Here is a 25,481-nt window from a genome sequence, read left to right on the forward strand (position 1 = left end):
ACTTTTATTTAAATGGATAATTCATCGGATGTTCTGCAATGTGGAAAGAAATGCATAATGCACTAGATCCCTTACCCAATGTAATCTTAATGTAAACTTCCTGTCCTTTAACGTCTTTTCCAAAGATCCACATCTCTCCACATTGATTGAGTGTGTCTATGACAGGTCCTTCAGAGTAGTCCTCGACTTCTATATTGATAATAACAGAGTCTCGATACTTAGGTGTAATTTCCAGATCAATCAGTGTCTGAGTGTTTTTTCCCCTGTCATCTCTATATATAATTCCGAAGACTTTGATCTTTTCCTTCATTTGATTCAGGAAACGTTGTACTTCTTCTTTTGTAGCCATTAATAAAATAATTATATTTACGATTGCAAAATTAAACTTTTTAGTTAAATAAGCAAAGAAAAATGACATCTATTTAACGATAAAGTTGAAAATACAGCAAATCAGAAAGAAGATTGACAAATATAAATAAACAAAAAATCCTCAACCGAAGTTGAGGATTTTGCGCTTCAGGATGGGCTTGTGCTCGGCTATGCCGCTTTCAAAGCGTAGCGAAGAAAGAACCACGACCCGGGGAGTTGGTGAAAACCACCTGAAACAAAAAATCCTCAACCGAAGTTGAGGATTTGCGCTTCAGGATGGGCTTGAACCAACGACCCCCTGATTAACAGTCAGGTGCTCTAACCAACTGAGCTACTGAAGCATTGTTTGCTTGTTTGCGGGTGCAAAGGTAAATCGTTTTTCTGAATTACGCAAACTTTTTTGCAAAAAATTTTGGTTTTATGCTGTTTTTTCTCCCAATTTGCATTTTTTTTCATAGAAAAAGGGCGTTTTACGGTGTAAACATGTAAATTTGCAACATAATTGCAATTATCTCATCATCACGTATGAAACAAACACTCATTGCGTGGCTGTTGGTTATGCTCCCATCAGCCATGGTGGCACAGGAAATGAAGAATCACAACCTGGAGGTTGGGAAAAATCTGGATATATTTAATACGGTGTATCGCAATCTGGACCTTTTCTATGTCGATACGCTGAACCCCGAAAAGACTATCACAGCCGCCATCAACGGAATGGTTCGCTCACTGGATCCTTACACTGAATACTATCCTGAGAGTGAGACCAAGAACCTGAAGCAGATGATTACCGGCAAATATGCGGGCATCGGTGCCATGATCAAATATCATTCTGGCTACAAGCGCATTGTAATTGACGAACCTTACGCCGGCATGCCTGCCGCAGAGGCCGGACTGAAGAAAGGCGACATCATCCTTTCTATCGACGACTCGGTGATGACCGACAAGAATACTCAGTATGTCTCTTCACACCTGCGTGGCGACGCCGGTACCAGTTTTATACTGAAAGTGCTACGTCCTGAACCTGGGCAGAAGGTGAACACCAAGAAGCCTAAAGGACAGGAAATGAAGTTCAAGATTACCCGCCGCAACATCAAACTGCCTGAGATGCCGTGGTATGGTATGTTAGAGAACGGGAATATTGGTTATATCTCCCTAAATCAGTTTACAGAAGGATGCTCGCGCGATGTTCGCCGTGCCCTGATTGAACTGAAACAGCAAGGTGCCACATCACTGGTATTTGACTTGCGTGGCAATGGCGGCGGCTCGGAGATGGAGGCCGTAGATATTGTGAGTCTTTGGGTGCCGAAAGAGCAGCTGGTGGTGGAGAACCGCGGTAAGGTGCGCCAGGCCAACCGTTCCTACAAGACGCGCCTTGAACCTATTGACACCATCATGCCCATCGTGGTACTGGTGAATGGCGAGACGGCTTCGGCTAGCGAGATCACTGCTGGTGCATTGCAGGACTTGGACCGTGCGGTCATCGTAGGCACACGCACATTCGGAAAGGGACTGGTACAGGTTCCTTTGGACTTGCCCTACAACACGAACGTGAAGATTACCACCTCTAAATATTATATTCCCAGCGGCCGCTGTATTCAGGCCATCAACTACAAGAAGCGGAGGGAAGAAGGAAGAGCGGAGAACAGTCTGTATGGTGCCCGTGTGCCTGACTCACTGGCACAGGTGTTCCACACAAGAGCCGGAAGAGAGATGCGTGACGGCGGTGGCATCAAGCCCGATATTGAGATAAAGGCAGACTCGCTACCCAACATTGTCTATTACCTGTCGGTGGGCGGTTTGGATTCCACCGAAGTGATGTTCGACTACGTGGTGGATTATATTGCCACCCACCCCACCATCGGTGATGATCCCCTTTCGTTTCATCTCACCGAGCAGGACTATGCCGATTTCCGTCAGCGTGTGATAGACAGCGGTTTCACTTACGACCCCGTGAGTCGCAAGCAATTCGACGAATTGGTGAAGACGGCAAAGTTTGAGGGCTACTATGAAGAGGCCCGTGACGCTTTTGATGCCCTTTCAGCCAAGTTGCGTCACGATGTGGCCAGCGACCTTGACAAGCACCGCTCTACAATCATCCAGATGCTGGAGCTTGACATCATCTCGGCTTATCACTATCAGGCTGGCGCATTGCGTGCAGGTCTGACGTACGACAACCAACTGCGCAAGGCTACAGAACTGCTGAACAACCAGGAAGAATACAAAAAGTTGCTCACTCCGCAACAGAAATAAAATGATTGACAGAGCTACCGTTGACAAGATCATTGAATCGGCCCGTATCGTCGATGTGGTGAGCGAGTTCGTGACACTCCGCAAGAGTGGCGTGAACTACAAGGGACTGTGTCCTTTCCACGACGACAAGAACCCTTCGTTCATGGTGAGCCCTGCCAAGAACATCTGTCACTGCTTTGTGTGTGGAAAAGGCGGAACACCTGCCAACTTCCTGATGGAACACGAGCAGATTTCCTATCCGGACGCCCTGCGCTGGCTGGCTAAGAAATACAATATCGAGATTGTAGAAAAGGAGCTGACCGACGAGGAGCGACAGGAACAGAGTGAGCGTGAGTCTATGTTCGTGGTCAACGAATGGGCCAAAGACTATTTCCATCGCATTCTGAAAGAAGACCCGGACGGTTCAGCCATCGGCAAGCAGTATTTCTACAGCCGTGGCATTCGGGATGATATCATAGAGAAATTCCAACTGGGCTTTTCGCTTCAGCAGCGCGACGCCATGTCGTCAGCAGCTATCAAGGCTGGCTACAAGCCCGAATTTCTGATAAAGACCGGACTGTGCTATCAGAACGACAAGCCAAACACTGAGGACAATGACAGCCAACAGGAGAAGAGCGTTCCACAACTCACCGACCGCTATCGCGGACGTGTCATCTTCCCTTGGTTCAACATCAGCGGAAAAGTTGTAGCCTTTGGCGGACGACTGCTGGATTCGCGCACCAAGGGCGTGGCTCAGAAATATGTAAACTCCCCCGAGAGTGAGATTTACCATAAGGAGCGTGAACTCTACGGTATTTTCCAGGCCAAGCGGGCCATTGTCAAAGAAGACCGTGTGTTCATGGTGGAAGGATATACCGACGTGATTGCTATGCATCAGGCTGGTATAGAGAATGTGGTGGCCAACAGTGGAACAGCGCTTTCCACACATCAGATTCACATGCTGCACCGGTTCACCCAAAATATCACCCTACTCTATGATGGAGATGAGGCTGGTATCCATGCTGCCATGCGAGGTACCGACATGCTGTTGGCCGAGGGAATGAACATTAAGGTGCTACTGCTGCCTGACGGCGACGACCCCGACTCATTTGCACGCAAACATTCGTCGGAAGAGCTGAAGAAATATATTGAAGAGAACCAGAAAGACTTCATTGCCTTCAAGAGTGAGCTGACGGTAGAAAACCAGACCGACCCTGTGAAGCGAAGCGAAGGTATTGCAGGCATCGTAAAGAGTATCTCGGTGATTCCCGAACAGATACTGCGCGACACCTATCTTACTGATTTCTCGCATCGTATCGGCATGAAAGAGCAGACGCTCATTGCCGAAATGAACAAATTCATCCGCAAGGACATTGAAGACAAGGAGAAAGGCAACAGGGCTGTTCCAGCCGTGCAAAGGGAGGAGAGTAATCAACAACAAGAGGAAGTTCCTTCTTCTGCCCTTCCTCAACAGGGAGAAACAGGGAGAGCGTTTTCTTCTCCTGTATCATCGCCCATCGAGACTCTCCTGATACGCGAAGTGGTACGGCACGGAGAGGAGATTATCTTTGAGAATATTGAGACCGAAGACGGACAGTTCATCTCGTTCACAGTGGCCGAATATATTGACTTTGACCTCGGTCAGGATGAATTGCAATTCTCTTCACCCTTATACAACCAGATACTGGCTGAAGCTGTTGCCCACAGCAAGGAACAGGGATTCAAGGCCGAGACATACTTTTGCAGTCATCCGGATTTGGAAATCAGTCAACTGGCCACTTCTCTCGTCATTGACCGCCACCAGTTAGGCGGCCGCTTCATCGTTCAACCGAAAGAGGATACGCTTCGCCAACGCGTGCTTCACCTGGTTCTGGACTTCCGCATGGCTATTCTTGAGAAACGCCTGAAAGACATCCAACTACAGATGCGCCAAAACAGCAGCGACATGAAACGCATCATGGAACTGATGAAAGAATACAAGGACACTCAGGAAATGCGCAATATGATTGCCAAGAAACTGGGCAACGACCTCGTGGTATAAGAAAGAGCGACGACGGTCATCACAGTTATCACACCCTATAGAAACTAAAAAACAACAATAATATAATGTATTACGTCGAAAAGCGAATTGAAATTTCTGCCTGTCACCAACTCTCACTCAACTATGAGAGCAAGTGCACACGGCTCCACGGACACAACTGGATTATCACCATCTACTGCAAGGCCCGCGAATTGGACAGCAACGGAATGGTGGTGGACTTCTCTGAGATCAAGCGCCTCATCAAACAGCCCCTTGACCATCAGAACCTGAACGAGGTGTTGCCTTTCAATCCCACAGCCGAGAATATTGCCCGCTGGTGTACGGAACAGGTTCCACAATGCTACAAGGCCGTGGTCCAGGAGAGCGAAGGCAACGTGGCGGCCTATGAGAGGGAAGAGTGAAGAGGGAAGAATCTTTTCAAGTGAAGAATGAAGAGTGAAGAATTTGCTACCGCTATGAATGGAAAATGTTATCGGGTGAACGATATCTTCTACTCACTTCAGGGTGAAGGAAGAAATACCGGACGGGCTGCCGCTTTCGTGCGGTTTGCCGGTTGCAACCTGCGTTGCTCTTTCTGCGACACCGAGTTTGAGAGCTATCGTGAGATGACGGGCGAAGAGATTCTGCAGGCCATCAGTTCGTTTCCCTCTCGCTTCGTAGTGCTCACGGGTGGTGAACCTACATTGCAGGTTGACGAACCGTTTATAGACCTGCTTCACCAACATGGCTATGAAGTGGCAATGGAAAGCAACGGCACTCGCCCTGCTCCTACTAATCTCGACTGGCTGACCGTTTCGCCAAAGACACAACCCAAGCAATTGCGTTGCAACGAGCTCAAACTGGTATTCACCTCCGCTGAACAAGTAGATACTCACGGCATTGAGGCCGACTACTACTATCTTCAGCCTTGCGACACGGGTGACCGTCAGCAGAATGCTCTGCTCATGAAAGCCTGCGTAGAATATATTGAGCAGCACCCTATGTGGCGACTGTCGCTGCAAACACATAAAATGATAGACATCAAATAAATCATCTGTTCCATGGACGCAATGAACCTGTGCTTAATTCTCTATCAGGTGATTGTGATTATCGCAGTCATTCATGTCGTCATGGACAATCGTCAACCCGCCAAAACAATGGTATGGGCACTCATCCTTTATTTTGTGCCTATCATCGGTATCTTAGCCTATATCTTCTTTGGCGTAAACACACGCCGCAAACGACTTGTCAGCCGACGCTCGCTCGACCAGCTGACACGCCGTTCCATGTTTAAGTATGCCGAACAGCCCGACTTAGTATTACCAGAAGAGGAGAAACCACTGATTGACCTATTCATCAATCAAAACTTCTCGCTTCCTTTCGGCGGCAACGACCTAAGCATGATTACCAACGGGCACGACTTTTTCCTTCAGCTTCTACGCGACATCGGTAAAGCTGAACACCATATACACATAGATCTCTATATTTTTGAGGATGATGCCTTGGGCCGTCTGATTGCCGATGCCCTTATTGATCGTGCCCGTCACGGTGTGGAAGTGCGGATTGTCTATGATGATGTGGGCTGTTGGGGCGTAAAAAAACGTTTCTTTGAAAGAATGCGCGAGGCCGGTATTGAGGCTGTTCCCTTCATGCCTGTACACTTTCCGCCTTTCACCAGCAAGGCCAACTACCGTAACCACCGCAAACTCATTGTTATCGATGGCAACGTAGGTTATATCGGTGGCATGAACATTGCCCTGCGCTACACCTTCTCCACCTGGCGCGACACAATGGTTCGTATCGAAGGGCGAGGCGTTTATTCTCTGCAGCGCGCTTTCCTTACCGACTGGTACTTTGCCGACCGGACCCTTCTGAGCGACAAGAAATACTATCCTGTCATTCCTGTAGAGAAGACAAACACCGAGACACTCCTTCAAACCGTTACCAGCGGCCCCTCATCGCCCGAACCGGAAATATTGCAGGGCTATCTGCACATCATTCTCAATGCCCGTCGCTATATTTATATTGAGACACCCTATTTCCTTCCCACCAACTCCCTGCTCTTTGCCTTAAAGACAGCGGTTACCACAGGTGTGAACGTGCGACTGCTGGTGCCCCGCAACGGCGATACCTGGCTCACCAGCTGGGCCAGTCGCAGCTATCTTCGTGAGGTATCTGAAGCCGGAGTCCAGGTATTCCTCTACGAAGCAGGATTTTTACATTCAAAACTAATGGTGTGTGATGACCATATCGCCACGTGTGGCTCAACGAATATTGACTTCCGTTCACTGGAAAATAATTTTGAAGCCAATACATTCTTCTATGGTAAGGAGACGGCTCAGCGGATGCGTGATATTTTCCTAAACGATGAAAAACGGAGTACGCCTCTTACCGATATTCCCGACCGTATTTCGCCTTCGTTCCGCATACGTCTTTGGGAGAGTTTCACCCGTATGCTATCTCCATTACTTTAATTGGAACAGCGAGCGTATGCTATCGCCATTACTTTAACTTGAACAGCGAGAAGTTCACGCTTCCATAAGCGCGATGCTCTATGAAGCAGGGATGATTGGAGAAATCATTATCTTTACCATGCTCAAAAACAAATACACCTCCATCTTTCAATAGATTCTTTCCTAAAACGAGGTCGGGAATCTGTGGCAATTCCTTCAAGGCATAGGGAGGATCGGCAAAGATAAAATCAAACTGCTGACGACAGCTTTTCAGGAAACGGAACACATCGGCACGCAATGGAACACACGAAGGTGTTGATGAGGGTGATGAACCCACTTCCAGTTTCTTCAGACAATCAGTGATGAAACGGTGATGGTCGCGATCCATCTCCACACTGACCACCTGACTACAGCCGCGCGACAGCATCTCAAGTGTGATACTTCCCGTACCTGAAAAAAGGTCGAGAGCAGTAGCACCCTCAAAGTCCAGATAGGCAGACAGTACGTTGAAAATATTCTCTTTGGCAAAATCGGTTGTCGGACGTGCCTTGAACGAACGGGGCACCTCAAAATGACGGCCTTTAAAGATTCCTGTAATAACTCGCATAACTTCTTATTCCTCTATCTATACTCGTTGAGAATTATTGAGAAGTGTTGAAAAGAAACTTAGTTCCTGGTCCCCATTTTTCCTTTTACAAACAACGTTTGAAGGTCATAGGGCATTCCCTTGATCTTCGTTACCTGTGCACGGTTAAAATCGGCCGAAGGATTTATCACATACACTTTCTGCAGGAACTTACGCAACTCTCCCAGCAATTCATCACGCTCAATACCGCTGAGCGTTTCACCTTGAAACACATCGCCCACCAGATGCAACTCGTCATTCTGCTGGTTCATCTGTAACTGATTCCATACATAAAGCAAATAGAAAACTGCATCGCGCATGTATTTCACATCATAGGAGTTACAGAATTTGAAACGGTTCTGCTGAAAACAGAACACATCCAGTCTGCGTTCATGGAAATAGCCGAAGAGTTTCTGATTAGAGCCTGTAAAACTACGCTGATGCAGATGATTCCATACGGGCATCATAACCGGAAGAATCGTCACATCCTGAAAATGATCATCGACCACCAGTTTCAAGTCTTTGCTCAACGACGACACCGCCACCACATTCAAATCGGGCAAAGCGGTGCTGAACAGTACATTCTGCTCATTACCAGGGAATGCCTGGTCGTACATTGTCTTTGACTCATTCTCATCATACAGACTCAGTGGCACCATCAGCACATCGCTGTCCACTATCAGTCGGGCTTTTGAGGGAATCTGCTTCAGAAAGTCCATCGATTTAAAAGCCTCACGAAGGTTTGCGGGCATCGACACACCGCTCTTCACCACATAAGGCTCAAACAACACCTTCGTGTTTTGCTCATCGGGCATTGAGAACGACAGTGTTCCACGTCCCACTCGAATGGTCATTCTGAGATTGTTGATGATTTTTTCGGGCTTTTCCATATTTCTTTCTTCTCGGAATACAGGTTTTTAGCTCTTCGGTTCTACGGTCACCAGTTTGAACAACTTATCGCTGGGGCGTATCTTTCCTGTGACAGGAATAGCAATACGTGTTCCTTGAGGAGCCTCTTCCACAGGATTTCCATCATTGTCGTGAATCTCTGTAGCGGTAAGATACATCACGCCTGTAGTTGGTCCGGTAACCAGAAGTTTATCTCCAAGTTTGAAGGTTGTAGCCTCCACAGAGAACTCTGCTACGCCCAGACGCGAGAAATATTTTACACCACGGCCCACATAGACCTTGCGCTCGGTAGCGTTCGAACCATAGCTGGTGTTCCACTCGCCCAGTGTCTGTCCCTGATAGTATCCATCCCAGAAACCGCGGTTGAACACACGTGCCAACTGCTCGTCCCATTGGTCTTTCCTGTCTTCAGTAAAGGTACCGTCAAGTACGGCCTGAATAGCTTCTTTATAGCACTTCACCACCGTATATACATATTCAGGACCACGGGCACGGCCCTCTATCTTGAACACCCTTACGCCACTGTTCATCATCTTGTCGATGAAGCGAACGGTTTTCAGATCCTTGGGCGACATGATATACTTATTATCTATCTCCAACTGATGACCAGTCTCGTTGTCGGTGACGGTATAGCTGCGGCGACAAATCTGCACGCACTCACCACGGTTGGCCGAACGGTTGGCATTATCCAGACTCATGTAGCACTTGCCACTGATAGCCATACAGAGGGCTCCATGACAGAACATCTCTATACGTATCTGTTCGCCGCTGGGGCCGCAAATATGCTCTTCCTCAATATGACGGTAGATATCGGCCACCTGCTCCATGCGCAACTCACGGGCCAGCACCACCACATCGGCAAACTGGGCGTAGAAGCGCAATGCCTCGATATTCGAAATATTCAGCTGTGTAGAAAGGTGCACTTCCTGTCCCACCTTTCTACAATAAGTCATCACGGCCACATCGCTGGCTATGACAGCTGATATTTCCGCTTCATGGGCAGCATCAATAATCTGATGCATCAGTTCAATATCTTCCTCGTAGATGATGGTATTTACTGTCAGATAGCTCTTCATGCCATGCTCACGACAGGTAGCAGCTATCTCACGCAAATCATCGATTGTAAATGTAGAGGCAGAGTGGGCACGCATGTTCAGTTTCTCTATACCGAAATAAATGCTATCGGCACCTGCCTGAATGGCTGCGGCCAGCGATTCGCGCGAGCCGACGGGAGCCATAATTTCAAAATCGTTTAGTTTCATGGATGCAAAATTACTGAAAAGATAGTAAAACGCCAAATATATTTCACCTTTTCAGACTACTACCTACGGACGTCTTCCTTCCTCAGTTCCACAACTTTACCATATCGGGCAAGGGCTTTCATGTCAGTAAGTTTCCTATCGCCAATCACCACCCAAACGCGGTTTTTATGACTGGCAACATGTTGCTTATGGAACTGCTCCATTTCCTTGGCAGTAACTTTCGACACAAGGCCTGCCATCTCTGTCTCGGGATTAACGGTATAGCCATCCCGACGCTGATTGGCCACATACTTTCCTACCGTACGGAAGGTGGGGAATGCATTCTGAATATCGTTGAGCACACCCTGACGTGCTGCCTCCAGGTTCTCCGTCTTCATCGGCATCTGATGCAACAGGCTGTCAATGGTTGAAAGGGCTTCCATCGTTTTGTCGGCTTGTGTACCGGTCACCGTCACATAGCCCTGCATCTCATTGGGATGAAGCGCCATACTGGTAGTAAACTCTTTTCCTCCCGTTGAATAGGCCAGCGAACGGAACTCACGCACGTTCTGGAACAGCACCGACGACATGCTACCACCGAAATACTCACTCCACAAACGGAACACCGCACGCTCTTGAGCCGTTGGCAGTGCATCGATGGCGTCGTAGCTCATCACCAGGTTCTGACGCGACTTAGGCACATGGTAGAAGAACACCGTCGGCTCGTCGTATTGCTGGGCAGGACGGAAAGTGTCGGCCTGTTGGCGACGGCATTGCGACAAAGGCAGTGTCTGTTTCATCAGGCTTGACACCTCACTTACAGGTTTCTTTCCGCTATAGAACAGTTTACACTCATACTGTTGCAACTCGTGGAAGAGGTTGAGCAAGTCCTCGTTCTTCAAAGCTTTCACCTCTTTTTTATTTAGCTGGGTGAGATAAGCAGATTTTTGGCCGTAGAGTACCTTGTGAATCATTGGTCCTATCACATCGTCTTTCTGTTTGCCAAAAGCCTTACGCTCCACCTTGTCGTTATCTTTCAACTCCTTGAGCGCTTTATCGTCGCCCTTAGCTGAATGCAGAAAATGCGCCAACAGCTTGAGTGCTGGTTCCAGCTGACTTTCCGGTCCGGTGAGATTAATACTGAAAGCCACGTCGCCAGGCACTATCTCCATCGTGGTACTGATGCGCTGCCAGGCTTGTTCCAATTGCTGTTTCTTCAGTGAGTCGGTGCCCAACTGCGACAAATAGTCGGCCAGATGTTTAAGGGCCGGTGTGTGCAGATCGCCATCCTTATATCTGATGGTAAACGAGAAAATATCGTTCACCGGGTTCTCCTTATAATATAGTGGTGTATGCGATTCAAGCTGAATCATCGTCACATCCCGTTCAAGGTCAACAGTACGTATCGTTGCATGCTCCACCGGCAACTGCTCCAGCTGACGGGCAAAGTCCGACTTCGCATCAGTGTTCTTCGGGTTCACGGGCTTGTAGCCGGGCTGTTTCAGTGTTTCTTTGTCGGGTGTTCCGTATTTCTTGACCAGTGTGATATAGTTGGCACCATAGTATTTCCTGGCCGCAGCCACTACATCCTGCTTTGTCAGTCTGCGTATATTCTCTATTTTGTTGAGCACATCCTGCCAGGTGCGCCCTTTAAAGAAAACGGATATCAGCAGATCCGAACGACTGTCGATAGTTTCCAAGTCACGCTGTGCCTCCATCACCATTTCTTGCTTCAGGGCTTCCATCTGCTCGTCAGTAAACTCGCCGTCCATCACCTTTTTGATCTGCTCCATAACACGGGCCTCAGCCTTTTTCATCTTACCGAAGAGGTTGGGAATGACCACAATGCCAGAACCTGCTGCATCATCCAACGAGGCACTCATAGCCGCAGCCATCATCAACTTGTGTTCGTTGACCAACGAATCCAGAAGGCCAGCCTTACCGTTATATAGCAGCTTGTTAGCCAAGTCGAGCGCATTAGCATCTGCCTCAAACTCTGTTGGAGCCTTGAATATCAAAGCCTCAGCACCAATCAGTGGGATTGGCAGTTTTATCTCCTCACGCTCGCCGGCCGCAATCGTAGGCATAGGACTCTTAATTCGCTCTGGCGCAGGACCGGTCTGCACACGCCCGAAGGTCTTCTCCAGCAATACTATCAGCGCTGCGTCAGGCTTGATATCGCCACAAAGAATCAGGCCCATGTTTGATGCCACATAGTATTTCTTGAAAAAGGCTGCCATATCCGACAGTCGCGGATTCTTCAGACTCTCGGTAGAACCGATGATAGGATAGGCATAAGGCTGAGTCTTGAACACGGCACTGAATATCTTTTCCTGCGCATCGCCCATATTATCGGCAGCGCGGTTCTTCTCCTCATAGACATTCTCCAGTTCGCCCTGAAAACCGCGGAACACTGGTTTTATCAGGCGTTCAGAATTAAGCCAGCACCATTGTTCCAAGAACTGAGGGAGGAACGAGTTATGGTAAAAGGTCATATCATAGCTTGTGCCAGCATTCAGTTCGCTACCGCCATACTTTGAGATGAGCCGTCCGAACTCATTGGGAATGATATAGTCGGCGGCCTTGAGACTCAGTTCGTTGATATGCTTCTGAATATGAGTGCGCGCTGCCTCATCCTTTGTTCTGCTCAGCAGGTCGTATGCAGCAGAGATACTGTCCAGCCACGGCTTTTCTCTCTCATAGTCGGTAGTTCCTATACGGTCGGTACCCTTAAACATGATATGTTCAAAGTAGTGGGCTATACCCGTATTGGGACAGTCCTTGGCACCAGCCTTCACCACTACGGCGCCAAACACCTTTGGCTGCGAGTGGTCCTCGTTCAGCCAAACGGTCATGCCGTTACTGAGTTTCAATTCCTTGATATCCAACTGTGCCTGGACAGACAGACTTATAAAGGCTGCTGCAAAAAGAAAAGCAATACGTCTCATATTCGTTATAGTTTAAAAAAAATCCCCGTTCGCCAGAACGAGGATAATTGGTTTTATCTTGCAACTAGCTTACTTGTTCAATTTCCAAGTGACGCCGTCTTTCGTGTCTTTCACCTCAAAGCCGGCAGCAGCCAGCTCATCGCGAATCTGGTCGCTGGTGGCCCAGTCCTTATTGGCCTTAGCCTTGGCACGCAGGTCGAGCACCATGTCAACCACCTTTCCGAAAGCTTCCTCACGGCCAGCGTTATCGGCACCGGCATTCTGAGGCTGCAGACCCAGGATGTCGAAAGCGAAGAGGTGCATCACCTCTTTCAGTTCCTTCAGGCAGTCGGGACAGATGGTGGCCTTGTGGTCAATAAGTTTGTTTACCACTGTGCAAGCCTCAAACAGATAGCTCAGCACCTGTGGAGTAGCCAAGTCGTCGTTCATGGCGTCATAGCACTTCTCACGCAGCGACTTCACTATCTTGTCGGTTTCGGCATCACACTTGTCAGAAGCCTGAACACGCTCCAGATCGTTGATTCCGTTCATCAGTTTCTCCAGTCCTTTCTCGGCAGCCTGCAGAGCCTCATCGCTGAAATCTACGGTGCCGCGATAGTGGGCCGAGAGGATGAAGAAACGAATCACCATGGGCGAATAGGCTTTCGACAGCAGCTCGTGCTTGCCGGTGAAGAACTGTTCCAGGGTGATGAAGTTGTTGTATGACTTACCCATCTTCTGTCCGTTGATGGTCAGCATGTTGTTGTGCATCCAGTATTTCACGGCAGGATGACCCATCGAAGCCACGGCCTGTGCTATCTCGCACTCGTGATGGGGGAACACCAGGTCCATACCGCCGCCATGGATATCGAACTCTTCACCCAGGTACTTACGTCCCATGGCCGTGCACTCACAGTGCCAACCTGGGAAACCGTCGCTCCAAGGCGATGGCCAGCGCATGATGTGTTCGGGCTGAGCCTTCTTCCACAAAGCGAAGTCAGCCTGATTGTGCTTCTCGCCGATACCGTCCAGCTCACGACTGGCATCCTTAATATTCTCCAGTGAACGACCGGAGAGGATTCCGTACTTATGTTTCTTGTTGTAAGCCTCAATATCGAAATACACCGAACCGTTCGACACATAGGCAAAACCGTTGTCCATAATCTGCTTCACCAGTTGCTGCTGCTCGATGATATGTCCGGTGGCATGCGGCTCGATAGAAGGGCGCAAGCATCCTAATGCGTCCATTGCCTGATGGTAGCGGTTGGTATAGTACTGAGCTATCTCCATAGGCTCCAACTGCTCCAGGCGCGCTTTCTTAGCTATCTTGTCCTCGCCTTCGTCGGCATCGTGCTCCAAGTGGCCTACATCGGTAATGTTGCGCACATAGCGCACCTTATAGCCCAGATGTTTCAGATAGCGGAACACCAAATCGAACGTAATGGCCGGACGTGCATGACCCAGATGGGGATCACCATAAACGGTGGGACCACACACATACATACCCACGTTGGGGGCATGCAGGGGTTCGAAACGTTCTTTCTGTCGCGTCAGCGTGTTATAGATAACAAGTTTTGATTCCATGAGTTCTATCTTTTTAATCCTTAAATATGGTGCAAAGGTACGAAATAATTCATAATTCATTATTTATAATTTATATTTTTTCATACCTTTGCAGCCAAATATTTCAAAAACTATTCATGGTAAGACCCAATTTGACCAAGGCAGGTATTCTGGCCGAAGTTCGCGACTATCTGGTAATTGGCATCGGTATGCTGAGCTACTGTATCGGATGGGGTATTTTTCTTCTGCCAAACAACATCACCACGGGTGGTGTGGCCGGTGTTTCATCTATTCTTTTTTGGGGAACAGGCATACCCGTCCAGGCTTCCTATTTCGTTATCAATGCTCTTTTATTGTTGGCTGCCCTACGCATACTGGGTTGGAAATTCTGCGTAAGGACTGTCTATGCCGTATCGGTGCTAACCGTCGGTGTTGGTCTTGTCACGGCCAACTACAGTGGTCACTTGCTGGCCGACCAGCCGTTTATGGCCGCCATCATCGGTGCGGTGTTCTGCGGTTGCGGTGTTGGACTGGGCCTTTCCAGCAATGGTTCAACGGGCGGTACTGACATCATTGCCGCCATCATCAATAAGTATCGTGACATCTCTTTGGGGCGTGTTATCATGATTTGCGACGTAATCATCATCACCAGCAGTTACATGGTATTGAAAGACTGGGAGAAAGTGATCTATGGCTACGTGGTACTCTATGTCACCGCTTTCTGTATCGACCAGGTAGTCAATTCACGTCGTTCTTCCGTTCAGTTCTTTATCATCAGCGACAAGTGGCGCGAGATAGGCCAGCGCATCAACCGTGAGCCTCATCGTGGCTGCACCGTTGTCGATGCCCAGGGATTCTATTCTGGCAAGGAAGTAAAGATGCTGTTCGTACTGGCCAAGCGCCGCCAGAGCAGTCTGATATTCCATATCATCAACGATGTTGACCCTGCCGCGTTTGTATCACAGAGTGCCGTTATCGGCGTGTATGGTGAAGGTTTCGATCAGTTCCGTGGCAAGCGCAAGTCCACACACACTACCCCTACTCCTACCCCCCAACTTTCTGATTCTAAATGATTCGCTACACCCATAAAGAAGAGCTGTGGAACGTCTGGAGCCATGTAGGTGGTGTGGTGATGGGCGTTGTGGTGGGTGTCATCTTCATGATTATGGCCGTAGGTGCGGGTAGTGCCTGGGCCTCATTGGGTGTTAGTCTCTATTTGTTTGGCATGCTGGGCAGTTATGCCGCTTCCACCATCTATCATTCCCTACCCCTTCGTTCAAAATGGAGAGAGCGGTTGCGCCGCTGGGACCACGCTGCCATCTACTGGCATATAGCCGGCAGCTATTCGCCCCTCACCCTTGTAGCCCTTCGCGAACAAGGCTATTGGGGATGGTCGCTCTTCGCTTTTGTATGGCTGTGCGCCGTGGCAGGCACCATTGTCAGTTTTGTGCGACTGAAGGAACATTCCAATTTCGAAACCATTTGTTTTGTAGGCATGGGCCTCAGTGTGCTCGTAGCCTTCAAGCCCCTTATCGATACCGTATCTACAGCAGCCGTCATTTGGATTATTGCCGAAGGCGTATGCTACATCACCGGCGCCGTGTTCTACTCGTTGAACAAGAAGAAATACATGCATTCGGTGTTCCATTTCTTCGTCCTTGCAGGCTCTATCTGCCATATCGTCGCCGTCTGGGATGTATTGCTCGACTATTTGTAGAAAAAATGAATACGCCGACGTGATTGAGGCATTGGTTGATAAATAGAACAATTTTGCTACTTTTTTTCATGCTTACTGTGCTCAAAACTCGCTCCGAATTCACCAAACGCAAAGTGGGTCGGAAATACGCAAGTTTTGACTATTTCTGTCATTTTTTAGAACAGTCTGAATATCAACGGATTGCGCATCTTTCATTATTCTCCTATTGTAGTATTTCTATTATGCAGCAATAGCACTTCTACTATACTACAACCACCATTCTATTGCAATGCAACTGCCATTCTATTACATTGCAACTACCATTCAGTTGTAATGCAACCACCATTCAGTTGCAGTATAGCGGACATTCAGTTGCAGTGAAAAATAAGTGCTATTTCACCATAACAGAAAAGACAATTCCATCCTATCAAGAAAAAATGCGCCAAAACATGCATTTTTCTATGAAAAAGCAGGAAAAAAGAGAAAAAACTAGTGTTTTTCAGCTCAAAGCAAGGATGCAAGAACATATGATTGAAGGTCAAAAAGATGGCTTCCCGTTCTAGATTGCGAATTTTATTTGTCTTGATTTTCGAAAAAAGTATGAGAAAAAACAAGAGAAGAAATGGTGGAAAAAAAGGAGAAAAAAGTAGCCAACCAAGCCTAAGTTTTTTGTGATGTCATCGAAGCACTTTTTGATGACTTAAGAACGGAGATTTTATTCGATAGCAAAATAAAATCCATTATATTTTGTGTTATTCTCTTTTCTTTGTAATTTTGCAATCAAGTACTGCCGATGGCTGTAGACAGCCCATGGTCTCTGAGTGCAGAGTGGCAATATGACTTTTGTGGAATACAATAACAGCATTAGCTGATTATTCGGTACATCTTGAAACGTAGGAAATTTCAATGATAGAGTAACTGATAGTCGCTAGTTCTGCACCTAAGGGTGTGGACATGACTTATCTGGTTACTCGGGCAATTCCTACGGCCTCAAGATGTAGATAAGGCGGTTCACGCCTTTTCTATGTTCTGAGGTCTTGTTAGTTTTGTCCGTTTACAAAGCCCGATAAGTCAGTGAGTGCACTAAGAACCGAATAACAGTTTTATGAAAACTGAGAAACAAATGGCTGCTGCCGCTACAGAGTTCGCTGAGCGGTGGAAGGGTAGAGGATATGAAAGAGGTGAGTCACAGCCTTTCTGGATTGACCTCTTAAGCAATGTGTTTGGCATTGATACACCCACTAATGGCTTTATTACCTTTGAAGATCACCGTATGGTGGATGCGTCCAACTTCATTGATGGTCGAATTCCGTCAACCAAGGTACTCATTGAACAGAAGTCTTTGGGTAAGGATTTGCGGGCAGGCATCCGTCAGAGCGATGGCTCTTTACTCAATCCTTTCCAACAGGCTCGTCGCTATGTTGTAAGCCTTCCCGTTTCAGAACATCCCCGTTGGATTGTTACCTGCAACTTCTCTGAGTTTCTTGTCTATGATATGGAACAACCTAATGGCGAACCGCAACAGATACTGCTTGAGAACTTAGGCAAGGAATACTATCGTCTGCAATTCCTTGTTGATGCCAAGAGTGAGCATCTCTCCAAGGAGATGGAGGTGTCAATAAAGGCTGGAGATATTGTTGGTCAAATCTATGAGGCTCTGCTAAAGCAATATGATGACAATTCACCTGAAGCTCTCCGTTGGTTGAACATTCTCTGTGTTCGTCTGGTGTTCTGTCTTTATGCTGAGGATGCTGGCATCTTTACCAGAGACCAGTTCCATGATTTCCTTGTCATCTATGAAGCAAAGGATATGCGCAGGGCATTACGTGACTTGTTTGAAGTGCTGAACACACCACAAGAGAAACGTAGTAAATACCTGCAGGCAGAGTTGGCAGCATTTCCTTATACCAATGGCGGACTGTTTGAAGAGCAGATAGAGATACCTCAGTTTACGGAGGAGTTGAAGCAGACGCTACTCAAAAATGCCAGCCTTGACTTCGATTGGAGCGAGATTTCTCCTACCATCTTTGGTGCAGTATTCGAGAGTACGCTGAATCCAGAAACACGTCGCTCTGGAGGCATGCACTATACAAGTATTGAGAACATTCACAAGGTCATAGACCCATTGTTCTTGAACGACCTGCGCAAAGAACTGGATGAGATATTAGAGGAAAAAGTAGAGAAACAACGCCAGAAGAAGCTCGATGCTTATCAAGACAAATTGGCCGCATTGACTTTCCTTGACCCTGCTTGTGGCTCTGGCAACTTCCTTACTGAAACTTACCTGAGTCTTCGTCGCTTGGAAAACGAGGCCATTCGTGAACGCTATCATGGTCAGACCATGCTGGGCGCTTTTGTCAACCCCATTAAGGTAAGCATTCAGCAGTTCTATGGCATAGAGATTAATGACTTTGCTGTTACTGTTGCAACAACAGCCCTTTGGATTAGTGAGGCGCAGATGTTAAATGAAACGGAGCGCATCATCCATCAAGATATTGACTTTCTGCCACTGAAAAGTTACACCAATATTACAGAGGGTAATGCACTAAGAATTGATTGGGAAACAGTTGTGCCTAAAGACCACCTTAATTAAATAATGGGCAATCCTCCGTTTGTGGGGTACTCTCTGCAAAGTAAGGATCAAAAGGATGACATTCTTAGTGTGTTTGTTGATGTTAATGGCAAACCATTTAAAACTGCAGGGAAGATTGATTATGTTGCTGGGTGGTACTATAAAGCTGCCCAAATGATACAACATACAAACATTAGAGTAGCACTTGTTTCTACGAATAGTATTACTCAGGGTGAGCAAGTTGCAGCTATATGGAAGCCAATCAAAGATTTGTTTGGCATTCACATTGATTTCGCACATCGTACTTTCCGTTGGGATAGTGAGGCAAGTCTTAAAGCTCATGTTCATTGTGTGATTGTAGGCTTCAGTAATATGAATGTTCCTAAGGTCATATACGACCGTGATAAGCAGAAAGTTGCAGAGACAATTAATGCATATCTTATTGACGCACCAGATGTATTCGTTGAGAGTAGAAACAAATCTCTTTGCGATGTACCTCAGATGGTCTATGGTAACAAACCTGTTGATGGAGGTTATTTGTTCCTTAGTGATGAAGAAAGGAAAGAAACAATTGCCCAAGAACCTCAAATTGAGAAATTTATTAAGCGAATATATGGTTCCGTAGAATACATCAATAATAAAGAAAGATATTGTCTATGGTTGGTCAATGTAAATCCTTCTGAGATAAGAGCTTCATCATTTATTCATAATCGTGTTGAGCAAGTTAAGCAATATAGACTTAGTAGCCCCAAAAAAGCTACTCAGGATTCTGCCGCATATTCAACGCTATTCCAAGAGGTGAGGCAACCCAATAAAGAATATATAATTGTTCCTCGTGTCTCTTCTGAAAATAGGCGATATGTTCCAATGGGCTTTATGTCTCCAGAAAACATTGTGAATGATTCTGTTCAGATTATCCCCGATGCAACTCTCTATCACTTCGGTGTTTTGGAAAGCAATGTCCATATGGCTTGGATGAGAGCGGTATGCGGAAGATTAAAGAGCGACTATCGCTATAGTAAAGATGTTGTCTACAATAACTTCCCTTGGCCTAATCCAACAGATGTACAAAAAGTAAAGATAGAACAGACAGCCCAAGCCATTCTCGATGCTCGTGCTCTCTATCCAGACTCATCGCTAGCTGACCTCTATGATGAATTGACAATGCCCGTCGAACTTCGCAAAGCGCATCAAGATAACGATAGGGCTGTCATGCAGACCTATGGATTTAATGTGAAGACAATGACTGAAAGCCAATGTGTTGCAGAACTTTTCAAACTATATCAGAAACTTACAAACCAATAAAGATATGCAAGAAACTTGGAAACGATTCGTTTATCCTCTCATTGAGGACAAGAAACAGGACGTTGAGGAAGAAGCTTATCATCGTCATATAGAAAACCAATTGATGCTTCTGGGCTGGGAACCTTGGAAAGGAGATATTATCCACAAACAGTCGCTCAGAATAGGCAATCGCAATCGAATGGAACCAGATATTCTTGTTGCTCGTGATAATGAATACCAATTTGTAATAGAAGTGAAGCGACCTGGAAATATTCAGGCAAAAGAGGAGATAACCCAGTTGGAGTCCTATATGCGACAACTGAGGCTTGATGTCGGTATATACATTGGTGAACACATTGAGATGTTTTATGATAAGCCCAACATGAGCCATGTGGTTTCGGTATTCAAATGGGCTGTTGACTTGGAAGAAAAACGAGGAGCACGCTTTGTTGAACTCTTCTCAAAAGAGATTTTTACAAGAGAGGCCATTGTGGACTTCTGTGAGGAACGCATTCAGGAGATACAACGTCAGAACAGTTTGAATGAAATAAAAAGAAGTCTGATAGCAGATGCGCAAACTCAGATAACAGAAAGTCTGAAGCCTTACTTGATGGAGAAATATGGCAGTAGTTTCTCTGAGGAAGAAATCAAGGGTATGTTGGCAACTATTCGTTTTACGGCATCTCCAGATGGGAGTCAACCAGCCCCCAAGGTGATTATTCCCAAACTTCAACCTGCACCAAAAAGTACTCTCGTAGAGTGTTTGCTGACCAGAAATGCCAATGCTAATGGTCTATTCAACCCAGCAGACCAGTCGCTGACAGTTCTAAAGGGCAGTACGGTTAATCCTATTCATGTTCCCAAAATTAGTGATTCAAACAGAAAGAAACGTGATAAGCAGTTGGCAGAATATACTGAACTGAAAGAGGGCAAAAGAATCGTTAAGGAAGATGTGTGCTTTGACACTCCCAGTGGCGCTGCCCAATTCTGTGTCGGTGGTTCGGCAAATGGGTGGAAAGAGTGGAAAGATGCAGAAGGGCGTGAGTTGGATGTATATCGCACTAACGATGTTAACCATAAGACAGGAGGCAGTTTCGATACAAACAGGGTAACTGACCCACACAAATTTCAGTTGGATTTCTGGACGAGATTTAAAACCAAACTAGAAGCAACTGGAAAGATTCCATCCTTGCAGACACCACAGCCCCACAATTGGTACGATGTGAGGATTGGACGCTCAAACATTTTGCTGAACAATGTCTGCAACACCCAGAAAAACTTCGTAAGTGTGAGGCTTTATATCAGAAATCAAGTAGTTGATAAATACTATCCTGCATTGGAAGCCAAGCGCAATGATATAAATCAGGCATTGGGCTGTGAACTAACATGGGATACAAACCCCACTGCAAAGGATAAGACAATCGCCCTGTTCCACAAGACGGATCTATCAGATCCACAGAAGATGGAAGAAGCATTGGACTGGCTTGTTCAGCAGACTATCATCTTCTACAATGTATTCTCGAAAGAAGTGAAGGGAATAAAATAAAAAAGAAGATGCAGGACTTTCATCGTTCTGCATCTTCTTATTCAACCAATCATCTAAACTTTACTGTTGGGCAGAAATATTTCATGATTGGGCCGTACTTCTTCATCTCGTAGTTGTTCATGGAACGGGCCTCATTAGATAACCGCTTGAATGTACCATCCTTCTGTTGTTCCCATATTTGAACATGTACTGTGCCTGCAGGAAAACGATGACCATTACCTTTGTTTGTGTGAGTGTGACTCCAATCGAAATCAAGATAAGTCTTCTGACCAATATATACACGTGCTTGACATACACCTTTCGCATTCTGCCTAAAATAGACATCCGAAGTGTTGGCATATAAAGGCAAGTTACTATATGTGTCCTTGTTTCCTTTTCGTTTTATCAAATGCCCTTTTACTCCGTTGATTGTGACAGCAGGTGCCAAAGAGACATATTCAGAACGCCGCCCCTTATAGTCGCGTGAAAAGAAATCAGCTCCGTTTCCCATTTTCTAACAAATCATAGTTACGTCCGTAATTCACAATTGCATAGTCCTTCTCACGAAGCCATTCCCAGAGAGTAATGTCACGGTCAAGAAAGCCTTCTGTCTTGAAGTTAACATTCAGCGCTTCTGATAGGTTCATTACATGAACTTCTTCGGCACCATCAGTTCCTATTCCGTGACCGATGACATATTCTTCATAATACATTCTGACCATGTATATCTGATCCGTATTCTCGTATGCAGATATAAGCACATCGTTAAGTGCAGTACACTCGTACTCCTCCTTGAATTGCATGTTGCTGAAGAAGTTTGCTTCATTAAGTGTGAGGCTATTTGTCTTCATGGATGCGAACAACTTTGCGTCAACATCCCATAACTGGTTTTTATTATTATCCATGTCTGAATCGTTTTGAAATGAAATCTTTTAAGAATTTAACTGGAGTATGAAGGTCTGGAATTTCAATTTCCGGACCATAAACCAATATAAGAGTCGGATGTTTCTCTGCTTCAAGTCGCCTTAATGCATAACACCAGATATTATAAGCCTGAGCATCTTTTCGGTTGCTAAGCCCGCAAACTGCAATCACACTGTTAGAAGGCAAGCCTTCAAGACAATAAGAAAAGGACTGGAGACCTCCAAAGCTGAATGTTGGGATAGCTTTAAATCCCCTGAGCTGCCAAAAAAGTCCTACAAATCTTGTACGAAAAGTATTTTGCTGATTATAGTACTCAGTGGGCAAGTCTCGCCACAGACTGAAATCGGGAGTAAAGAAATAATCGTAATGGGAGATACTAAAGGTCGTACGCTCCAAATCACACCATAATTGATTCCTAAACCGATAGTCATCAAGAAAAAAGATTAAAGCTTCATTTTTACCAGTGTGTTTTTTCCTGTCAGAAAAAGAAACGAGCTCAAAGTCTGTGCTGTCATTATATGGGAGCATCTGAGGGAAAGAGTGTGTCGCCGTAAAAGTCATACCCTCCATGAGGTGCATGTTGTCATAGATTACCTTGCGTCTCTGACGTTTGGGAATCATGGTGGTCTTAATAGATACACCCTTTGGAGTATGCTCCATATAGTAGAGCTCTTTTGGTGGGAAAAGACTAATATGGGTAGTCATACCTTATGATAATTAAGTTAATACTTGGCATGGAGGATTACCAAAAATCACACCACGCCGTTTATTAATTTTTTATAAAAAATGCCCGATATGAAAACCATCTTATAGTACATCTAAGAATAAAACATTAATTTTGTACCAACGAACTATGACGATTTCCTGAATTTAGGCAACTAAGACACGCCTATCGGGAGAGCAGTCCTAAGGTCTCGTACTATTGCAGTAGTACGGGACCTTTTTGCATTGCCATATCTGTTATATTTCCATACGCATTGTTAGAGCGCCTCCATAATTAATATTGTTATTACTTGACTTCATCATTGATGAGGGTAATGACTCCGTCGTTTATCACCTACAAATTTAGCAATAATAATAAAAAACACAAAAAATAATGTAGAAAAATGCTACACTTTAAATAACTTTTGGCAATTATCAATCAGTAATAGAAGCTATCTAAGCATCACAAAATAAATTGATGGTAATTATCTCTACAGTACCGTGATCAACGTTCCCATTTTTTCTCGGGGAGGGGCTGTGGGTAAGGATTATTTTACTCTGTGAACAATATTAAAATGCCATTAGTAACCTATTTAGGAAATAACGGTCTCAAAAGTGCCTTAACCCATAACATTGACGTTTCCTACCTCAACATCATCGGGGAAAAAGGGTTCTACAATTATAGCATCAACGCTGCATTATATAAAAGAAGAATTGGTAATGCCCTGAAGGAAGTGACATTGCTTATTTAAAAAGAGTATACTTGCCAAGAATATCGAAAATTTATTGTATATTTGCAGTGATAATTCAAAATATTATCGAAGAGTATAACGAGGCATTTGTAGAATCAGAAGAATAGGAATCGCTATGGTAGAATTTAAGTTCAGAGAATACGGCACGGACTTTGGAACATGCGCCATGGGACAGAAACTCCGTGAGAAGCTTTTGCCGCTGATAAATGGCGAAGAGAAGGTTGTTCTTGACTTTACGGGCGTCAACGTGGTGTCAAACTCGTTTGCCGATGAATGTATTGCCAAGCTACTCTTAGAGATTCCGTTGTCAGAACTGAAACGTCGCACTACATTCAAAGGGCTGAACCCATTGGCTGAGCGCAGCGTTTTGGTTGCACTTCAGCGCCGGTATAAGGTTCTGAAGAACAGTTAGGGAATACAACTTTTACTCTGTGAACAGTACTTGGATGATGGTCTGACCGACGGCTTTGAGGGTGTTGAGGTCAAGATGCTGCATGTCATCGTTGACGGTGTGCCAGGTGGGACCAAACGAGCTCTGTTCGCAGTCGGCATAATAAGGAATGATATCGACGCAGGGAATACCGGCCACCTCGTTTACAGGCACATGGTCGTCGGTGACGGTGCCACCCGTGCGGGGAGGAAAGAAACTGGCATAGCCGGCAACAGCAGCAGCCTGCCACACACGGTTCACCACATTGTTGGCATAATGGCGAGAATAACCCTCCTGATAGAAATGGGCTCCCATACCGCCAACCATGTCGAGCAGTATGCCATAACGAGCCTTGTAGCCCTCGACATGCGGATGCGCAGCCCAGTACTGTGCACCTAAAGCCCACGAATCGCTACCATCCACATCGTTCACAAACTGAGGAACGCCCCAGTCTTCAGCATCAAAACAAATGAAGTCTATTCCGAGTTGAGAGTTGAGAGTGTCGGTGGTCAGTAAACGGGCCACTTCGAGCATCACGCCCACACCGCTGGCACCGTCGTTGGCTGCCATCACGGGTGTCTTCCAGTTGTCTGGATCAGGGTCGTTATCAGCCCACGGACGACTGTCCCAGTGGGCACAGAGCAGAATGCGGTCGGCAAGGTCGGGACGATAACTTGCAATGATATTGGTGCTGTGCAGTACCGTTCCGTCATAGCCCTTCAGGTCGGCCTTCTGAAGAGTCACCGTCATACCGTACTCACTAAACTTACTGGCTATCCATTGGCCACAGCGGTCGTGTGCTTCGCTGTTCATGGTTCGCGGCCCGAACTGGCACTGCTGTTCGCAGAATATGTAGGCCGAATCGGCCATAAACGTGATGCCGACAGGTTCTTCATTCTTAGCTGTCGTCACATTGCCTTTCTGCTGACTGCCACAGGCTGTGAGCAGTAGAAAGGAGAAGAAAATCAAAAAGCGATAGTAGTTCATTCTCTTTTAGGAATTACAGATAATCCAGCAGCCATCCTCATGCTGCTGCGCATTTGTTTTGCAAAGTTAGCTACAATTCCCTATATCTCCAAGATGCGAAACCTCTTTTTTGCTTTTTTGTATGAAAAGGGGCTGGCAGCAATATCCGATATTGGCAAATCGCTTAGAATTTTCGGGTCACTAGCAAATTCCAGTGTTTGCCTTACTTCGCATTATACAAAAACCTTCAAAACCCTGAACTGTACTGCTTTGCTCTGCGAGCAATCGTTCTAA

19 protein-coding genes, 1 tRNA gene and 1 pseudogene are annotated in these 25,481 nt (G+C 46.2%); 10 read left to right on the forward strand and 11 right to left on the reverse strand.

The features are described from left to right. Positions 1–4: 4 nt before the first annotated feature. Positions 5–349 (reverse strand): toxin, encoded by a 345-nt coding sequence (locus L6475_RS13555; protein ID WP_237820929.1) that lies wholly within the window; start codon positions 347–349, stop codon positions 5–7. Positions 350–636: 287 nt separating this feature from the next. Further along, a tRNA-Asn gene (locus L6475_RS13560) sits at positions 637–710 on the reverse strand. A 184-nt stretch (positions 711–894) separates the two neighbouring features. Here L6475_RS13560 and L6475_RS13565 point away from each other — a divergent pair. The 5 genes from L6475_RS13565 to cls all read left to right on the forward strand — a co-directional run bounded on the left by L6475_RS13565 (position 895) and on the right by cls (position 7,092). Next, positions 895–2,619, forward strand: a complete 1,725-nt coding sequence (locus L6475_RS13565; protein ID WP_237820931.1) for a S41 family peptidase — start codon at positions 895–897, stop codon at positions 2,617–2,619. Position 2,620: 1 nt separating this feature from the next. Next, on the forward strand, positions 2,621–4,639 hold the full coding sequence (gene dnaG, locus L6475_RS13570) for a DNA primase (protein ID WP_237820933.1): 2,019 nt from the start codon (positions 2,621–2,623) through the stop codon (positions 4,637–4,639). 65 nt (positions 4,640–4,704) lie between these two features. Then, a complete protein-coding gene (locus tag L6475_RS13575) occupies positions 4,705–5,040 on the forward strand; it encodes a 6-carboxytetrahydropterin synthase (protein WP_237820935.1) in 336 nt (111 codons plus the stop codon). Between the two features lie 27 nt (positions 5,041–5,067). Next, positions 5,068–5,667, forward strand: coding sequence for a radical SAM protein (locus tag L6475_RS13580; protein WP_237820937.1), 600 nt, complete (start codon positions 5,068–5,070; stop codon positions 5,665–5,667). Positions 5,668–5,679: 12 nt separating this feature from the next. Beyond that, the gene (gene cls, locus L6475_RS13585; RefSeq protein WP_237820939.1) at positions 5,680–7,092 is read left to right on the forward strand and encodes a cardiolipin synthase; all 1,413 of its coding nucleotides are present in this window, start codon (positions 5,680–5,682) and stop codon (positions 7,090–7,092) included. Between the two features lie 28 nt (positions 7,093–7,120). Here cls and L6475_RS13590 read toward each other — a convergent pair whose 3' ends face one another. The 5 genes from L6475_RS13590 to cysS form a co-directional block, all read right to left on the reverse strand. After that, positions 7,121–7,678 carry an RsmD family RNA methyltransferase gene (locus L6475_RS13590; RefSeq protein WP_237820941.1) on the reverse strand — a complete coding sequence of 186 codons (558 nt, stop codon included), beginning with the start codon at positions 7,676–7,678 and terminating at the stop codon, positions 7,121–7,123. A 59-nt stretch (positions 7,679–7,737) separates the two neighbouring features. Then, on the reverse strand, positions 7,738–8,586 hold the full coding sequence (locus L6475_RS13595; protein ID WP_237820943.1) for a DUF3822 family protein: 849 nt from the start codon (positions 8,584–8,586) through the stop codon (positions 7,738–7,740). Between the two features lie 27 nt (positions 8,587–8,613). Beyond that, positions 8,614–9,867, reverse strand: a complete 1,254-nt coding sequence (locus tag L6475_RS13600) for a U32 family peptidase (RefSeq protein WP_237820945.1) — start codon at positions 9,865–9,867, stop codon at positions 8,614–8,616. A gap of 59 nt (positions 9,868–9,926) precedes the next feature. Further along, positions 9,927–12,794, reverse strand: a complete 2,868-nt coding sequence (locus L6475_RS13605; protein ID WP_237820947.1) for a pitrilysin family protein — start codon at positions 12,792–12,794, stop codon at positions 9,927–9,929. Between the two features lie 69 nt (positions 12,795–12,863). Then, on the reverse strand, positions 12,864–14,357 hold the full coding sequence (gene cysS, locus L6475_RS13610) for a cysteine--tRNA ligase (RefSeq protein WP_237820949.1): 1,494 nt from the start codon (positions 14,355–14,357) through the stop codon (positions 12,864–12,866). 116 nt (positions 14,358–14,473) lie between these two features. Here cysS and L6475_RS13615 point away from each other — a divergent pair, with 116 nt between their 5' ends. The 4 genes and pseudogenes from L6475_RS13615 (at position 14,474) to L6475_RS13635 (ending at position 21,434) form a co-directional block, all read left to right on the forward strand. Then, positions 14,474–15,409, forward strand: a complete 936-nt coding sequence (locus L6475_RS13615) for a YitT family protein (protein WP_237820951.1) — start codon at positions 14,474–14,476, stop codon at positions 15,407–15,409. Continuing rightward, a complete protein-coding gene (locus L6475_RS13620) occupies positions 15,406–16,053 on the forward strand; it encodes a hemolysin III family protein (RefSeq protein WP_237820953.1) in 648 nt (215 codons plus the stop codon). Before L6475_RS13615 ends, L6475_RS13620 begins: the two co-directional genes overlap by 4 nt. Positions 16,054–17,155: 1,102 nt before the next feature. After that, positions 17,156–19,909: pseudogene (locus tag L6475_RS14600) on the forward strand (DNA methyltransferase). 4 nt (positions 19,910–19,913) lie between these two features. After that, on the forward strand, positions 19,914–21,434 hold the full coding sequence (locus L6475_RS13635) for a DUF4268 domain-containing protein (protein ID WP_237820959.1): 1,521 nt from the start codon (positions 19,914–19,916) through the stop codon (positions 21,432–21,434). Between the two features lie 49 nt (positions 21,435–21,483). On the opposite strand, the gene L6475_RS13640 is transcribed toward L6475_RS13635, so the two are convergent. The 3 genes from L6475_RS13640 to L6475_RS13650 are packed head-to-tail and all read right to left on the reverse strand — an operon-like array spanning position 21,484 to position 23,042. Further along, positions 21,484–21,924 carry a hypothetical protein gene (locus tag L6475_RS13640; protein ID WP_237820961.1) on the reverse strand — a complete coding sequence of 147 codons (441 nt, stop codon included), beginning with the start codon at positions 21,922–21,924 and terminating at the stop codon, positions 21,484–21,486. Further along, on the reverse strand, positions 21,908–22,318 hold the full coding sequence (locus L6475_RS13645; RefSeq protein ID WP_237820963.1) for a hypothetical protein: 411 nt from the start codon (positions 22,316–22,318) through the stop codon (positions 21,908–21,910). Before L6475_RS13645 ends, L6475_RS13640 begins: the two co-directional genes overlap by 17 nt. Beyond that, on the reverse strand, positions 22,311–23,042 hold the full coding sequence (locus tag L6475_RS13650; RefSeq protein ID WP_237820965.1) for a DUF4417 domain-containing protein: 732 nt from the start codon (positions 23,040–23,042) through the stop codon (positions 22,311–22,313). The genes L6475_RS13645 and L6475_RS13650 overlap by 8 nt, the downstream gene beginning before the upstream one ends. Before the next feature lie 864 nt (positions 23,043–23,906). Between L6475_RS13650 and L6475_RS13655 the strand changes: the two genes are divergently transcribed. Beyond that, positions 23,907–24,203 carry an STAS-like domain-containing protein gene (locus L6475_RS13655; RefSeq protein ID WP_237820967.1) on the forward strand — a complete coding sequence of 99 codons (297 nt, stop codon included), beginning with the start codon at positions 23,907–23,909 and terminating at the stop codon, positions 24,201–24,203. Positions 24,204–24,215: 12 nt separating this feature from the next. Here L6475_RS13655 and L6475_RS13660 read toward each other — a convergent pair whose 3' ends face one another. Then, positions 24,216–25,208 (reverse strand): M28 family peptidase, encoded by a 993-nt coding sequence (locus tag L6475_RS13660; protein ID WP_237820969.1) that lies wholly within the window; start codon positions 25,206–25,208, stop codon positions 24,216–24,218. Between the last annotated feature and the right edge of the window lie 273 nt (positions 25,209–25,481).

It is taken from the genome of Prevotella sp. E9-3, from assembly GCF_022024015.1.
In the GTDB taxonomy this organism is placed as follows: domain Bacteria; phylum Bacteroidota; class Bacteroidia; order Bacteroidales; family Bacteroidaceae; genus Prevotella.